Origin of the sequence: Streptomyces sp. NPDC048269 (genome assembly GCF_040652395.1) — a bacterium.
Classification (GTDB): Bacteria; Actinomycetota; Actinomycetes; order Streptomycetales; family Streptomycetaceae; genus Streptomyces.
Genome location: NZ_JBEZLW010000003.1, coordinates 93,802 through 109,020, shown reverse-complemented (window position 1 = coordinate 109,020; position 15,219 = coordinate 93,802). Strand labels below are relative to the sequence as shown.

Here is a 15,219-nt window from a genome sequence, read left to right as displayed (position 1 = left end):
ATTGTACGCTGTTCCTCTGCGATGGCTCGGAGGAAATGCAATGGGTGACCTGAAGCAGCACAGTCTCATCAAGGCCCAGGAACGGCTCCGCGACCAGGTCGGCCATGCCCTCCGAGCAGCCCTGATAGCGGGTGAACTGCGCCCCGGGAGCGTGTACTCGGCCCCCGGTCTCGCAGCCGAACTCGGCGTCTCGGCCACGCCGGTGCGCGAGGCCATGCTCGACCTGGCCCGTGAAGGCCTCGTGGAACCGGTCCGCAACAAGGGCTTCCGGATCACCGAGGTCAGCGAGCGCGACCTGGACCAGTACACCGAACTGCGCACGATGATCGAGGTGCCCACCGTCGGCCGGATCACCAAGATCGCCACGACCGAGCAGCTGGAGGCCCTGCGGCCCGTCGCGCAGGAGATCGTCACCAGCGCGCGCGAGCACAACCTCATCGGGTACCTGGAGGCGGACCGCCGCTTCCACCTCACCCTGCTCGGGCTCGCCGGCAACGACCGCCTCGTCGAGACGGTCGGCGACCTGCGCAAGCGGTCCCGGCTGTACGGACTGACCGGCCTGGACGAGGCCGGCAAGCTGGTGTCCTCGGCCGAGGAGCACATCGAGCTGCTCGACCTGATGATCAGCGGGGACGCCGAGGCCGCCGAGGCCTGCATGGTCCGCCACCTCGGCCATGTGCGCTCGCTCTGGGCCCAGGGGCGCGACGAACCCGTCGGTCGCCCCCCGGGCCGCCTGGGCGGCCCCGTCAAGGGCTGACCCGTCACGCCGGTTGGGGCCCGGACCATCAGGTCCGGGCCCCAACCGGCGTACCCCCGGAGCCATTTGGACACGGCTGGATAACGGCGGGCCCAACCCCTTGTCAGTACAATTTCACATTACTATGTTACCGGTCACATCATAGAGCGCGGCCCTTCACTGGAGTGACCCATGACCAAGCGCACCCAACTCGCCCTCGCCACAGCCCTGGTGGCTGCTCTCGCACTCGGCGCCTCGGGCTGCTCCGACACCACCAAGAAGGGCAAGGGCGGCGCCTCCGCCGAGAACCCCGCCGCGGCGAACGAAGGCAAGATCCTCGGCGGCACCCCGGTCAAGGGCGGAACCCTGACCATCCTGTCCAACCAGGACTTCTCCCACCTCGACCCCGCCCGCAACTGGGTCATGCCGACCATGGACTTCGGCACCCGGCTGCTCTACCGCACCCTCGTGACCTTCAAGTCCGAGCCGGGCAAGGGCGGCAGCGAGCTCGTCCCCGACCTCGCCACCGACCTGGGAACCCCGTCCAACGGTGGCCGTACCTGGACCTTCACCCTCAAGGAGGGCGTGAAGTACGAGGACGGCTCGCCCATCAAGGCCCAGGACATCAAGTACAACGTCGAGCGCTCGTTCGCCCCGGACCTCACCGGCGGCCCCGACTACGCGGCCCAGTACCTGGCCGGCGCCGAGGGCTACAAGGGCCCGCTGCAGGGCCAGCACCTGGACTCGGTCAAGACTCCCGACGACCGCACCATCGTCTTCGAACTCAAGCGGCCCGTCGCCGAGTTCTCCGCGACCGCCACCCTGCCGACCTTCGCGCCCGTGCCCCAGTCCCAGGAGAAGGGCACCCAGTACGACGCCCGCCCGTTCTCCTCCGGCCCGTACAAGATCGAGTCGTACGACCGCGACAAGAAGCTCGTGCTCGTCCGCAACGAGCACTGGGACCCGAAGACCGACACCGTCCGCAAGGCCTACCCGGACAAGTTCGTCATGGTCATGGGCCTCAAGGGCGGCCAGGTCGACGACCGCATCATCGCGGGCGAGGGCGCGGACGCCTCCAGCGTCCAGTACTTCGACATGCGCCCCGAGAGCGCGCCCAAGGTACTGCCCAAGGCCGACGTCAAGGCGCGCCTGCTCGCCGAGTCCCAGGGCTGTACGGAGATGCTCCACCTGAACAACTCCCGGGCCCCTTTCGACGACCCCAAGGTCCGCGAGGCCATGCAGTACGCGATCGACAAGGAGGCCGTGGTCACCGCGGGCGGCGGCCCGGCCCTCAACGAGGTCGCCACCGCCTACCTGCCCCCGGCCCTCTCCGGGGGCAAGCAGGCCGACACCCTGGGGATCGCCCCGTCGGGCGACCCGGCCAAGGCCAAGGAACTCCTCAAGGCCGCGGGCAAGGAGACCCTGAAGGTCTCCCTCACCGTCTCCACCGGCGACAAGGCCAAGGGCGAGGCCATCCAGCAGGGCCTGTCCCGCGCGGGCGTCGAGGTCGTCATCGACACCGTCGACCCGGGCGCCTACTACGACGTCATCGGCGACCTCTCCACCACCCCCGACATGACGCTCACCGGCTGGTGCCCCGACTACCCCTCCGGCTCCACCTGGATCCCCTTCGTCTTCGACGGACGCACCATCAAGGACAAGGGAAACCAGGGCAACTACAGCCAGTTCCGCGACGAGGCGACCACCAAGCGGATCGACGAGATCAACGCCATGGCCGACGCGAAGCAGGCCAACCAGGCCTGGATCGACCTGGACGCGGAGATCATGAAGAAGTCCCCGTCGATCCCGGTCCTGCTGGAGCGCAAGCCGCTCCTCGTCGGCCCGAACATCGCGGGTGCCTTCGGCCACCCCGTGTGGACCGGCACCATCGACTACGGCACGGTCGGCCTCAAGGACCCGTCGAAGAGCCAGGGCTGAGGACCGGACACGACAACGCCATGACCACCACCGCACCCGCCGTCGGCGATCCGGAGGTGAAGGAGGTCCCGCCCGGCAGCAGCCCCTGGCAGCTCGCCCGGCGGGAACTCCGCCGCCGCCCCGCCGTCCGCGTCAGCCTCTGCGTCGTCCTCCTCTTCGTCCTCATGGCCGCCACCGCCCCCTGGCTGGGCGCGCTCGGCGGCTGGTCCCCCGAGGAGTTCGACAAGACCGCCATCGACCCCTACCTCGGCGGCCAGCCGCTCGGCTCCCTCGGCGGGATCAGTCCCGAGCACTGGCTCGGCGTCGAACCCGTCACCGGCCGCGACCTGTTCGCCCGCGTGGTCCACGGCGCCCAGGTCTCCCTCCTCATCGCCTTCGCGGCCACCGCCATCGTGGTCGTCGCCGGCACCGCCGCCGGGATCGCCGCCGGCTACTTCGGCGGCCGAACCGACGCGGTCCTGTCCCGGCTGATGGACCTGACCATGTCCTTCCCCTCGCTGATCTTCATGATCGCGATGCTGTCCGTGGCCAAGGACGTCAACCGGATCGTGCTCATGACCGCCGTCATCGGACTCTTCGGCTGGCCCGGTGTGGCCCGCGTCGTCCGCGGCCAGACCCTCTCCCTCAAACACCGCGAGTACGTGGACGCCGCCCGTGTCGGCGGCGCGAGCTCCTGGCGGATCCTGACCCGCGACATCCTCCCCGGGGTCTCGGGCCCGGTCATCGCCTACACCACCCTGCTCATCCCCGGCATGATCAGCACCGAGGCGGCGCTCAGCTACCTCGGCGTGGGCGTCCGCCCGCCCACCCCGTCCTGGGGCCAGATGATCGCCGAGTCCGTCGCCTTCTACGAGACCGACCCCATGTACTTCGTCATCCCCAGCGTCTTCCTCTTCCTCGCCGTGCTCGCCTTCACCCTGCTCGGCGACGCCCTGCGCGACATCCTCGACCCGAGGGGCGGCCGCAGTTGATCCTCTACCTCGCCCGCCGACTGCTCGCGCTCGCCGGCGTGCTCCTCGCCATCGCCGCCGTCACCTTCCTCATCTTCTACGTCCTGCCCTCCGACCCGGCCGCGGCCGCCTGCGGCAAGACCTGCAGCGCCGAGCGGCTGGCCGACGTACGGGCGTACCTGGGCCTCGACCAGCCCCTGTGGCGCCAGTTCACCGACTTCCTCACCGGCATCTTCACCGGCCGCACCCTGGGCACCGGTCAGTACGCCGTCCAGTGCGACTTCCCCTGCCTGGGCTACAGCTACGAGAACTCCCTCCCGGTGTGGGACCTGCTCATGGACCGGCTGCCGGTATCGGCCTCCCTCGCCGTCGGCGCCGCCGCGCTGTGGCTGGTCCTCGGCCTCGGCGCCGGGGTCACCGCAGCCCTGCGCAAGGACACCGCCACCGACAAGGCCCTCATGGTCGGGGCCGTCGCCGCCGCCTCCCTGCCCGTCTACTTCACCTCGGTAATGCTGATCTACGGGGTCATCCGCGTCGCCGGCCTCCTGCCCTACCCCACCTACCAGGACTTCTCCGATAACCCGCTCGCCTGGGCCTCGAACCTGCTCCTGCCCTGGACCGCGCTCGCCCTGCTGTACGCCGCCATGTACGCGCGCCAGAGCCGCGGTTCGATGATCGAGGCGATGGCCGAGCCGTACATCCGTACCGCCCGTGCCAAGGGCATGCCCGAGCGCACCGTCGTCGTCAAACACGGCCTGCGCTCCGGGATGACCCCCATCCTCACCATCTTCGGCATGGACCTCGGCGGGCTGCTCGCCGGAGCCGTGATCACCGAATCCATCTTCGGACTCCCCGGCATCGGGCGGCTGTTCTACGGGGCGCTGGTCAGCTCGGACCAGCCGGTGGTCCTCGGGGTCACCCTGCTGGCCGCCTTCTTCATCGTCGTCGCCAACCTGGTCGTCGACCTCCTGTACGCCGTCATCGACCCGAGGGTGAGGTACTGATGGCCGCACTTCTTGAGGTACGCGATCTGCGCGTCACCTTCACCACCCCGCACGGCACCGTACGGGCCGTGGACTCCCTCGGCTTCACCGTCGAGGCCGGCCGCACGCTGGGCATCGTCGGCGAGTCCGGCTCCGGCAAATCGGTCACCTCGCTGGCCGTCATGGGCCTGCACCGGGGCGCGGCCGAGGTCGGCGGCTCCGTGGCCCTCGCCGGACGGGAGCTGACCGGCCTCTCCGAGCGGGAGCTCGCCAAGGTCCGCGGCCGCAGGATGGCCATGATCTTCCAAGACCCGCTCTCCAGCCTCCACCCGTACTACACGGTCGGCGAGCAGATCGCCGAGCACTTCCGGGTGCACTTCAAGGCCGGGCGGGCCGCCGCGCGCAAACGGGCGGTCGACATGCTCGGCGAGGTCGGCATCCCGGAACCGGCCCGCCGCGCGGGGGAGTACCCGCACCAGTTCTCCGGCGGCATGCGCCAGCGCGCAATGATCGCCATGGCCCTGGCCTGCGAGCCCGACCTGCTGATCGCCGACGAACCCACCACCGCCCTGGACGTCACCGTGCAGGCGCAGATCCTGGAGCTGATCGCGCGGATCCAGCAGGAGCGCGGACTCGGCGTCGTCATGATCACCCATGACCTGGGGGTGGTCGCCCGCGTCGCCCACGAGGTGCTGGTCATGTACGGCGGCCGGGCCGTCGAACAGGCCCCGGTCGACGAGCTGTTCGCCGATCCGGCCCACCCCTACACCCGGGGCCTGCTCGACTCGCTGCCCCGCCTCGACACTGCTGACGACGAACCGCTGCCCTTCATCCCCGGCTCCCCGCCGTCCCTGCTCGCACCGGCCCCGGGCTGCGCCTTCGCCCCGCGCTGTCCGCGCGCCGCCGCGCGCTGCACCGACGTACGCCCGGAACCGGAGACGTACGCCGACGCGCCGGGGCGGACGGTGGCCTGCCACTTCGCCGGGGCCCGCACCGCCGAGGAGGCGACGCGATGAAGACCACCGCCGAACCGCTGCTGTCCGTACGGGACCTCACCATGACCTTCCCCGGGAAGCGGTCCGCGACCGGGCGCCGGGGGGCGCCCGTGCGCGCCGTGGACGGGGTCTCCTTCGACCTGGCGGCAGGTCGGACCCTCGGCCTGGTCGGGGAGTCGGGCTGCGGGAAGTCCACCACCGGCCGGATGCTGGTCAGGCTGCTGGAGCCCACCGCGGGCCAGGTCGCCTTCGAGGGCAAGGACATCAGCCGGCTGTCGCAGAGCGCGATGCGGCCGCTGCGCAAGAGCATCCAGATGGTCTTCCAGGACCCGCACTCCTCCCTCAACCCCCGCCAGACCGTGGCGCGGATCATCTCCGACCCGCTGCTGGTGCAGGGCTGGAGCGCCCGCGACGCCCGCCGGCGTGCCGCCGAGCTGATGGAACTGGTCGGCCTGATCCCCGAGCACATCGACCGCTACCCGCACGAGTTCTCCGGCGGCCAGGCCCAGCGCATCGGCATCGCCCGGTCCCTGTCCACCAGCCCCCGGCTGATCATCGCCGACGAGCCGGTCTCCGCCCTCGACGTCTCCGTGCAGGCCCAGATCGTCAACCTGATGGAGCGGCTGCGCGCGGAGCTGGGACTCGCCTACGTGTTCATCGCGCACGACCTGTCGGTGGTCAAGCGCGTCAGTGACCGCGTCGCCGTCATGTACCTCGGCCGGATCGTCGAGATCGGGGACAAGAAGTCCCTCTACGAGAATCCACAACACCCCTACACACGGGCGCTGTTGTCCGCCGTGCCGCTGCCCGACCCGGCGGCGGAGCGGCGGCGGGAGCGGATCGTGCTGCTCGGTGACCCGCCGAGCCCGGCCGCCCCACCGCCGGGCTGCACCTTCCACCCGCGCTGCCCCAAGGCGCAGGAGGTCTGCCGCACCGAGCGCCCGTTGCTCCAGCTTGCCGCCTCCCGTGAGGTGGCGTGTCACTTCCCGGGTGACTGACGGGGATCACGGGAAGAAGGCAGGGCCCCGCGGCCAATGGCGTCCGCGGGGCCCTGCTCGTGCGGGATCAGCCGAGTTCCCTGCGGAAGAACTCCAGCTCCAGCGCCATGATCTTCTCCCTCGTGCCGCCCGGGCTCATGTGCGTGACGCCGGGGAGGGCCAGCAGCTGGTGCGGGCGGCCCGCGTCCGTCAGGGCCTGGGACAGGCGCAGGGTGTGGGAGGGGTGGACGTTGTCGTCGGCGAGGCCGGTGGTCAGCAGCAGCGGCCGGGTCAGCTTCGGGGCGTCGGGGATCAGGGAGTCCCGCTCGTACACCTCCGGGTGTTCCTGCGGGAGGCCCAGATAGCGTTCGGTGTACGCCGTGTCGTAGTACCGGAAGTCGGTGGGCGCGGCCCCGGCGGCCGCCGCGTGGAAGACGTCCGGGCGGCGCAGCACCGCCAGCGCCGACAGGTAGCCGCCGTACGACCAGCCGCGTACGCCGACCCGGCCGAGGTCCAGGTCGCGGTGGCGGGCGCCGAGCGCCCGGAGCGCCGCGACCTGGTCCTCCAGGGTGACCTCGGAGAAACCGCGGTACATGGCGTGCGTGAAGGCGGGCGAGACGTACGGGGTGCCGCGGTTGTCGACGGTGACCACCGCGAAGCCCTGGTCGGCCCACCACTGCTTGGCCTGCCAGCGACGGGGCTCGGCACTGATGTCCTGGTAGCCGGGGCCGCCGTACGCGTCGACGAGCACCGGCAGCCGCCGGCCGGGGACGTGGTCGCGGGGCAGGACGAGGGCGGTCGGGACGCCGTGCTCGGTGACCCGCTCCAGGACCGGGACCACCCGGTACGGCAGCGGCTGGGACAGGTCGGCCGGCGTGAACTCACGCCCGTCCGGAGTGCGCAGGGTGCGGCGGATCCCGTCGGCGGCGGCGGAGGTCAGCAGCAGGGTCCCGGCCGAGACGGACACGCTGTGCACCCCGGGCCCGTCGGCGACCGGGGTCAGCTCCCCGGTCGCGGGGTCCAGCAGCAGCACCTGCTGCTCGGCGGGGTCGCGCAGCCCGGCCTCGATCAGCAGCCGGCCCTCGTGGATCCCGGCCACCCGGCGGACCTGGATCCCGTCGCCGGTGAGCGGTTCGCCGTCCACCGCGAGGCCGCGGGCGTCCCCGGGGATGTCGGCGGCGGTCAGCATCCGTCCGTCGGGCAGGCGGGCGGGGGTGCCGGGGACCAACGGGTCCACCCACTGCGGGTGCGTGGTGCGGGACAGCCCCCGGGTGCGGCCGGTGGCCGGGTCGGCGGAGAGCAGCAGCACGTTCTGCTGGAGCCGGTCCTGGACGGTCAGCAGGATCTCCGCTGCCGATTCCCAGCCCGCGTCGGAGACGTACGGGTAAGTCTCCGCGTCCCAGTCGAGCCGTGTCCTCGCACCGTCCGGGCCGAGCACCCACAGCTGGACCTCGGCGTTGGGCCCGCCCGCCTCGGGGTAGGCGAAGTCTTCGGCCGGGAGCTCGGGGTGCGCGGGATCGGCGAAGTACCGGCGCTGGAGTACGGATTCGTCGACGCGGGCGGCGAGCAGGGTCACTCCGTCCGGGGACCACCAGTGGCCCCGCGCCCGGCCGAGCTCCTCGGCGGCGGCGAACTCGGCGACGCCCCAGCGGGCCCCGTCGGCCGGGCTGACCCGGCCACCGGGGGCGACGTACAGGGCGTCGTCGCTGACGTAGGCGGTCCGGGAGCCGTCGGAGTTGAGGCGGGGGTCCAGGGCGGGGCCGGCGGCCGGTATCTCCTCGGGCCCGCCCGTCCCGTCCGCGGTGACCCCGTAGAGCCGCCCGTAGAGCGGGAAGACGGCGCGCCGGCCGTCGCCGGAGAGCGCGTACGAACCGATCCCGGCGGCGACGAGGCGGATGCGCTCGCGCAGCCGGCGTTCCGCGGCCGGGAGCTCGCCCGGCTCGGGGCACAGGTCGCGGGGATCGGCAAGGCGGGACTCGGTGCCGGTGGCCGTGTCGAGGACCCAGAGGCCGTCGAAGGGGTCGGTGGGGCCGGCGGAGCGGAGGAACCAGAGGAGGCGTCCTTCGTCCCCGAAGGCGAAGGCGCGCGGGGCGCCGTAGGTGAACCGGGCCGTGCTCGCGGAGAGCCTGAGGAAGTCATCCATGATCGTAGTGTGACATGTGAAATATCACATCGACTAGGCCGTTCGAGTGGTGACCCCACGTGTGCGGGCTTAGCGTCGACAGGGTGGACCCGAATGCAACGCCGACCAGCACCGGGACCGACGGCAAGGTCCGAGGGAGCGGGAACGGGCTCGCCCTGTTCGTCATCGCCTCCTGCCAGCTCATGGTGGTCCTCGACATCACCATCGTGAACATCGCGCTGCCCCACATCCAGACCGCGCTCGGCTTCTCCACGGAGAGCCTCTCCTGGGTCGTCAACGCCTACACCCTCACCTTCGGCGGTCTGCTCCTGCTCGGTGGCCGCACGGGCGACATCCTCGGCAGGAAGCGCGTCTTCATCTTCGGCGTCCTGCTGTTCGGCCTGGCCTCGCTGCTGGGCGGATTCGCGCAGAACGCCGGCCAGCTGATGGCCGCCCGGGCCCTCCAGGGCGTCGGCGGCGCCATCGCCTCCCCGACCTCCCTCGCACTGATCACCACGACCTTCCGCGAAGGGCCAGCCCGCAACCGGGCGTTCGGCGTGTTCGCCGCGGTCTCGGCCGGCGGCGGCGCGATCGGGCTCCTCGCCGGCGGCATCCTCGTCGAATGGCTCAACTGGCGCTGGGTGCTCTTCGTCAACGTCCCCATCGCCGTGCTCATCGCCGTCATGGCCTCGAAGGTCATCCGCGAGTCCGCACGTCACCCCGGACACTTCGACCTCGCGGGCGCGCTGCTGTCCACCCTGGGCATGGTCTCGCTCGTCTACGGATTCATCCGCGCCGCCCAGGACGGCTGGCGCGACCCGCTGACGCTCGGCTCCTTCGGCGCCGCGGTCGTCCTGCTGACCCTCTTCGTCCTCAACGAGCGGCGCTCGCCCCAGCCGATCACCCCGCTGCACATGTTCGCCGACCGCAACCGGGCCGGCACCTACGGGATCATGCTCATGCTCGCCTGCGCGATCTTCGGCATGTTCTTCTTCCTGACGCTCTTCGTGCAGAACGTGCTCGGCTTCAGCCCCCTGCAGGCCGGCCTCGCCTTCCTGCCCGTCAGTGTCATGATCGCGGTGGCAGCCGGTACCGCCTCGCAACTGCTGCCCAGGTTCGGGCCCAAGCCCTTCATGGTCACCGGTGCGCTGTGCTGCGCGGCCGGACTGGGCTGGCTGACGCTGACAGACATCCACTCGACGTACCTGGGCAGCATCCTCGGTCCCATGCTGGTGTTCGCCACCGGCATGGGCCTGCAGTTCGTCTCGCTGACCCTGATGGCCCTGTCCAACGTCCCCGACCGGGAGTCGGGCGCGGCGTCCGGGCTGCTCAACACGACGCAGCAGGTCGGCGGTTCGCTCGGCCTGTCGATCCTGGTGACCGTCTTCGGCACGGTCAGCCGCAACGAGGCCAAGGACGTGGTGCCGGGCTTCCTGCGCACGGCCACCGCCGAACAGAAGGCCTTCTTGCTGCGCACCGGTCAGCTCCCCAAGCCGTGGAGCGACCAGGTGCTCACCTCGGGCATCAGCGCGGCCTTCGTCGTGGCGGCCGTGTTCACCCTGATCGGCGCGGTGATCGCGCTGCTCGTCATCCAGGTCCGGGCGTCGGACCTCGAACGGCTCCAGGGAAACCACACACCGACGAAGGTCTAGGGGTGTCTTGGCCCCGTTCCCGTCGTCGGGCGAGTACGGCGGGCGCTCCGGCCGCGTCCGCCCCGCGGATCGCCTCGTCCGTCCGGCTGCTGGACGACGGCCTGCTCCGGCCAGCAGGCCAGCCGTCTAGGCGTCTAGGCGACGGACCCGGCAGCGCGCCGGACCGTCCGTCCGCAGCGTGATTCCGGCACTGACCGGGACGTCGGTGTCCACGGCCTCGACCTCGTACGCACGCAGGATCATCGCCAGCGCGATCACCGACTCCAGCATCGAGAAGTGCTGCCCGATGCAGGCGCGCGGTCCGCCGCCGAACGGGAACCAGGCGTAGCGCGGCCGGCCGGCCTCCGCCTCCGGGGTGAAGCGCTCGGGGTCGAAGCGGTCGGGTTCCGGCCAGTGGAGCGGATGACGGTGCGTCACCCACGGAGCCAGTATCACGTCCGCGCCGGCGGGAACGGCGTGCCCGTCCACCTCGGTGGCGACGACGGCCTTGCGGCCGATGACCGGGGCGGCCGGGTAGAGCCGCATCGCCTCCTTGAGGACCTGCGTGAGGTACGGAAGCCGGTCCAGGTCGGCTGCCTCGGGCGTACGGCCGCCCAGCACCCGGGTGATCTCCTCGCGCGCCCGCTTCTGCTCCTCGGGGTGGCGGCCCAGCAGGTGCAGGGCGAAGGCGAGGGAGGTGGCGGTCGTCTCGTGTCCGGCGAGCAGGAAGATCAGCACCTGGTCACGGAGTTCGGAGGCGTCGAACTCCCCGTCGTCCGAGCTCTTGGCGGCGGCGAGCAGCGTGAGCAGGTCCTCGCCGGGGCTCTCCGCCGGATCGCTGCGCCGCTCGCCGATGATCTTGTCGCAGACCGCGTAGAGCTCGTTCATCGCGGCGGCCGCCCGCTTGTTGGCCGGAGTCGGCCAGCTGCGCGGGATGTTCGCGGGGGAGTAGCCGCGGCGCAGCACGTAGTCGGTGATGACCGGGAAACACCGGTCGACGACGTCGACGGTTGCTTCCACGTCGGTGCCGAACAGGATCCGGGCGACCGCCCGCAGGGCCAGGTGCATCATCTGGTCGGAGACGTCGACGATGCCGTCGGGGGCCTCCTGCCAGGCGGCTACGACCGCCTCGGTCTCGGCGGCGACGGCCCCCGCGTAGCCGTCCACCCGGCGCCGGGTGAAAAGCGGCTGGACCAGTCGGCGCTGGCGCAGGTAGTCCTCGTCCTGGCTGGTCAGCAGGCCGTTGCCGAAGGATTCCCGTACCTCCTGGTAGAAGGGGTTGTCCTTGCGGAAGTTGGCCGATTCCGAGGCGAGCACCTGCTGGGCGCCCTCCGCGGAGAAGACGCAGTACAGCTCGGCCCGCAGCCCGGGCGGGCCGGCCGTGATCCGTACGACGTCCCCGTGTCTGTGCTGGGCCCGCAGATAGGTACCGAGGGAGTCGGACTTCAGCTCGAAGAGCGACCCCAGCACCGGCACCCCCGCCAGCGCGGGAACCTCCGCCCCGACACCCTCATTCGTCCCAACTGCCATGGCCGCCCCCTCGTTCCGTACCGACGGCCGATTCTGCCGCTCCCCGGCGGCCCGTGGCGAGCACCCCCGGCCAACAGGGCCGAATACCGACGGTGGCCGGCACGCCGCCCTTTCACTCGCAGGCGACGCCGTCGCCGTCGCGGTCCAAGTGGCTGCCGTAGCCGGGATCACCGCGTCGGATCGGGGCGGCTCCAGCCGCGCGGACGGCCGTGCAGTTCTTGTAGTAGGTGCTGCCGCCGCCGGATGACGTCCCACCGGACGAAGACGAGCCGCCGGAGGCCACTGGGAAGGCGACCTGATCATCGGCAAGGACAACGGCTCCGCCATCGGAACCCTCGTCGAACGGGCCACCCGCTACGTCATGCTCGTCCACCTGCCCAACGGCCGCACCGCGGAAGCCGTCCGCGACGCGCTCCAACAGACCGTGCAGCGGCTTCCCGCCCACCTCTAACGGTCCCTGACCTGGGACCAGGGCAGCGAAATGGCCGCCCACAAGAGCTTCACGATCGCCACCGACATCCCGGTCTACTTCTGCGACCCGGCCAGCCCCTGGCAGCGCGGCTCGAACGAAAACACCAAACGGGCTGCTGCGGCAGTACTTCCCCAAGGGCACCGACCTGGCCGCCCACAGCCGCGAACACCTCGACGCCGTCGCCGCCCAGCTCAACGGCCGCCCACGCAAAACGCTCGGCTGGGAAACCCCAGCCGAGCGCCTGCATAAACTCATCGCGGCCTGAACAACCGACCACGTGTTGCGACGACCCCTAGAAACCGGCCGGCGAAGAGTGATGGGGCCTCAAGCCTTCTGCCTTCTCCCTAGATGTCGCGGAAGATCTCGATCTGGGCACCCACCGAGTTGAGGCGCTCGGCCAGTTCCTCGTAGCCGCGGTTGATGACGTAGACGTTGCGCAGCACCGAGGTGCCCTCGGCCGCCATCATCGCGAGCAGGACCACCACCGCCGGGCGCAGGGCCGGCGGGCACATCATCTCCGCCGCGCGCCAGCGGGTGGGGCCCTCGACCAGGACGCGGTGGGGGTCCAGGAGTTGGAGGCGGCCGCCGAGGCGGTTGAGGTCGGTCAGGTAGATGGCCCGGTTGTCGTAGACCCAGTCGTGGATCAGGGTCTGGCCCTGGGCGACGGCCGCGATGGCCGCGAAGAACGGGACGTTGTCGATGTTCAGCCCGGGGAACGGCATCGGGTGGATCTTGTCGATCGGGGCTTCGAGCTTGGAGGGGCGGACCGTGAGGTCGACCAGGCGGGTGCGGCCGTTGTCGGCCGGGTACTCCGGCGAGCGGTCGTGGTCGAGGCCCATCTCCTCCAGGACCGCGAGCTCGATCTCCATGAACTCGATCGGGACACGGCGGATCGTCAGTTCCGACTCCGTGACGACCGCGGCGGCGAGCAGGCTCATCGCCTCGACCGGGTCCTCGGAGGGGGAGTAGTCCACGTCCACGTCGATGTTCGGGATGCCGTGGACGGTGAGGGTGGTGGTGCCGACGCCCTCGACCTTGACGCCCAGCGCCTCCAGGAAGAAGCACAGGTCCTGGACCATGTAGTTGGAGGAGGCGTTGCGGATGACCGTGACGCCGTCGTGCCGGGCGGCGGCCAGCAGGGCGTTCTCGGTGACCGTGTCCCCGCGCTCGGTCAGCACGATCGGACGGTCCGGGGAGACCCCGGCCGCGACCTGCGCGTGGTAGATGCCCTCGGTCGCGGTGATGTCCAGGCCGAAGCGGCGCAGGGCGATCATGTGCGGCTCGATGGTGCGGGTACCGAGGTCGCAGCCGCCGGCGTACGGGAGGCGGAAGGTGTCCATGCGGTGCAGCAGGGGGCCCAGGAACATGATGATGCTCCGGGTCCGGCGGGCCGCGTCCGCGTCCATGGCCTCCATGTCGAGGCGGGCCGGCGGGATCAGCTCCAGGTCCACGCCGTCGTTGATCCAGCGGGTGCGGACGCCGATGGAGTTCAGGACCTCCAGGAGGCGGTAGACCTCCTCGATGCGGGCCACCCGCCTCAGTACCGTACGGCCCTTGTTGAGCAGGGAGGCGCACAGCAGGGCGACGCAGGCGTTCTTGCTCGTCTTGACGTCGATGGCACCGGACAGCCGCCGGCCGCCGACGACGCGCAGGTGCATCGGGCCGGCGTAGCCGAGGGAGACGATTTCGCTGTCGAGGGCTTCCCCGATGCGGGCGATCATCTCAAGGCTGATGTTCTGGTTGCCGCGCTCGATCCGGTTCACGGCGCTCTGGCTGGTGCCGAGTGCGTCCGCGAGCTGACTCTGTGTCCAGCCCCGGTGCTGCCGGGCGTCACGGATGAGCTTGCCGATGCGTACGAGGTAGTCGTCTGCCATGGCTGCACCGTATCTCAGATATGAGATGTTGATCGCGCGGTGTAGGCCATTTGGGTGTTATCGACCGTCAGGTCCCATAGTGGGCCCGCTGGTGGTGTGGTGCTCGACAAGCCGTCCGAGGGGCCGGACGAGCTGGTCCCGCTCCTGTCCGGACGGGGGGCGGGAGTTCCTCCTGCGCCGCGTCGAGCAGTTGTTCCGGTGTGCGCAGCCGCCGCCGGTCGGCAGGCGTGAGGGTGACGACATTGCGCCTGCGCTCCTCGGGGGTGGGGGCTCCGCTCGACCGGTCCGCGCTCGCGACTTCATCGGCATGGGCCGCTCCGGCAAGCCCGGCGGGGAGTACCGGCTCGCGGACCACGCCCGCTACCTGGACGGGTGGTTCGACGCGCCCTCGGGCTCGACGAGGTGGCGCTGGTCGGCCAGGACTGGGGCGGCGTGCTCGCCTTCGACCGGGCCGCCCGGCATCCGGGCCGGGTCCGCGGCGTCGCCTTCATGAAGACGATCCTGCGGCCGATGTCCTGGGAGGAGTACCCGCCCGCGGCCCGCGCCCGGTTCGAGGCGATACGTACCCCCGGAGTGAGGGAGGGAATGCTCCTGGACCGGAACCTCTTCATCGAGGACAGCGAGGTGCCCAAGCTGCTGCTCACCTTCGACGGCTCGCCCGCCCTCATGGTCGGGGCCGAACAGGCCGCCCGGGGGCGCGAAGAACATTGCGGCGCTGGAGACCGAGTACTGCGGTCCGGCCGCCCTCCTCTGCCCCGAGGACCGCCCCGGGGAAATCGCCGCCGCCGTCAACGCCTGGGCGGCCCGGCGCTCCCTCGCGGGCTGAGCGGGGGGCGGGCGCGGGCCGCGCCGGAGGCGTGCGCCTCGTCCCCGCGCCCGGACATGTATTAGAGTTATCTCGACATCGAGATATCTGCCGAAGGCGTACCGCAGCCGCCCCCGCTGGTAAGGGTTACCTAACTTAGTCTTACCTTAGCGGATTGGCCAAGGGGCGTGGCGGCAGGATGCGGT

General features: G+C 70.9%; 11 protein-coding genes and 2 pseudogenes. 9 read left to right on the top strand and 4 right to left on the bottom strand.

The features are described from left to right. Positions 1-40 precede the first annotated feature (40 nt). From AB0D48_RS04490 to AB0D48_RS04465, 6 genes are all read left to right on the top strand, one after another. On the top strand, positions 41-757 hold the full coding sequence (locus AB0D48_RS04490; protein ID WP_362390686.1) for a GntR family transcriptional regulator: 717 nt from the start codon (positions 41-43) through the stop codon (positions 755-757). A gap of 171 nt (positions 758-928) precedes the next feature. Further along, positions 929-2,674: an ABC transporter substrate-binding protein gene (locus AB0D48_RS04485; protein WP_362390684.1), complete on the top strand. Its 1,746-nt coding sequence runs from the start codon at positions 929-931 to the stop codon at positions 2,672-2,674. A 20-nt stretch (positions 2,675-2,694) separates the two neighbouring features. After that, positions 2,695-3,645, top strand: coding sequence for an ABC transporter permease (locus AB0D48_RS04480; protein ID WP_362390682.1), 951 nt, complete (start codon positions 2,695-2,697; stop codon positions 3,643-3,645). Further along, a complete protein-coding gene (locus AB0D48_RS04475; RefSeq protein WP_362390680.1) occupies positions 3,642-4,628 on the top strand; it encodes an ABC transporter permease in 987 nt (328 codons plus the stop codon). Before AB0D48_RS04480 ends, AB0D48_RS04475 begins: the two co-directional genes overlap by 4 nt. Further along, positions 4,628-5,623 (top strand): ABC transporter ATP-binding protein, encoded by a 996-nt coding sequence (locus AB0D48_RS04470; RefSeq protein WP_362390678.1) that lies wholly within the window; start codon positions 4,628-4,630, stop codon positions 5,621-5,623. Before AB0D48_RS04475 ends, AB0D48_RS04470 begins: the two co-directional genes overlap by 1 nt. Continuing rightward, complete coding sequence (locus AB0D48_RS04465; protein WP_362390676.1) at positions 5,620-6,600, top strand: dipeptide ABC transporter ATP-binding protein; 981 nt, start codon at positions 5,620-5,622, stop codon at positions 6,598-6,600. Before AB0D48_RS04470 ends, AB0D48_RS04465 begins: the two co-directional genes overlap by 4 nt. A 67-nt stretch (positions 6,601-6,667) precedes the next feature. Here AB0D48_RS04465 and AB0D48_RS04460 read toward each other — a convergent pair whose 3' ends face one another. Next, a complete protein-coding gene (locus AB0D48_RS04460; protein WP_362390674.1) occupies positions 6,668-8,722 on the bottom strand; it encodes a prolyl oligopeptidase family serine peptidase in 2,055 nt (684 codons plus the stop codon). An 83-nt stretch (positions 8,723-8,805) separates the two neighbouring features. Between AB0D48_RS04460 and AB0D48_RS04455 the strand changes: the two genes are divergently transcribed. Continuing rightward, positions 8,806-10,353 (top strand): MFS transporter, encoded by a 1,548-nt coding sequence (locus AB0D48_RS04455; RefSeq protein WP_362390672.1) that lies wholly within the window; start codon positions 8,806-8,808, stop codon positions 10,351-10,353. 126 nt (positions 10,354-10,479) lie between these two features. On the opposite strand, the gene AB0D48_RS04450 is transcribed toward AB0D48_RS04455, so the two are convergent. Both AB0D48_RS04450 and AB0D48_RS04445 read right to left on the bottom strand, forming a co-directional pair. Further along, on the bottom strand, positions 10,480-11,862 hold the full coding sequence (locus AB0D48_RS04450; RefSeq protein ID WP_362390670.1) for a cytochrome P450: 1,383 nt from the start codon (positions 11,860-11,862) through the stop codon (positions 10,480-10,482). A gap of 112 nt (positions 11,863-11,974) precedes the next feature. Then, positions 11,975-12,142, bottom strand: a pseudogene (locus AB0D48_RS04445) (excalibur calcium-binding domain-containing protein); the annotation flags it as partial. On the opposite strand from AB0D48_RS04445, the pseudogene AB0D48_RS04440 reads away from it, so the two are divergent. Continuing rightward, positions 12,128-12,599, top strand: a pseudogene (locus AB0D48_RS04440) (IS30 family transposase); the annotation flags it as partial. The pseudogenes AB0D48_RS04445 and AB0D48_RS04440 overlap by 15 nt on opposite strands. 79 nt (positions 12,600-12,678) lie before the next feature. Here AB0D48_RS04440 and AB0D48_RS04435 read toward each other — a convergent pair. Next, positions 12,679-14,208 carry a UDP-N-acetylglucosamine 1-carboxyvinyltransferase gene (locus AB0D48_RS04435; protein WP_362390668.1) on the bottom strand — a complete coding sequence of 510 codons (1,530 nt, stop codon included), beginning with the start codon at positions 14,206-14,208 and terminating at the stop codon, positions 12,679-12,681. 372 nt (positions 14,209-14,580) lie between these two features. Between AB0D48_RS04435 and AB0D48_RS04430 the strand changes: the two genes are divergently transcribed. Continuing rightward, positions 14,581-15,099 carry an alpha/beta fold hydrolase gene (locus AB0D48_RS04430; RefSeq protein ID WP_362390666.1) on the top strand — a complete coding sequence of 173 codons (519 nt, stop codon included), beginning with the start codon at positions 14,581-14,583 and terminating at the stop codon, positions 15,097-15,099. Positions 15,100-15,219: the final 120 nt, after the last annotated feature.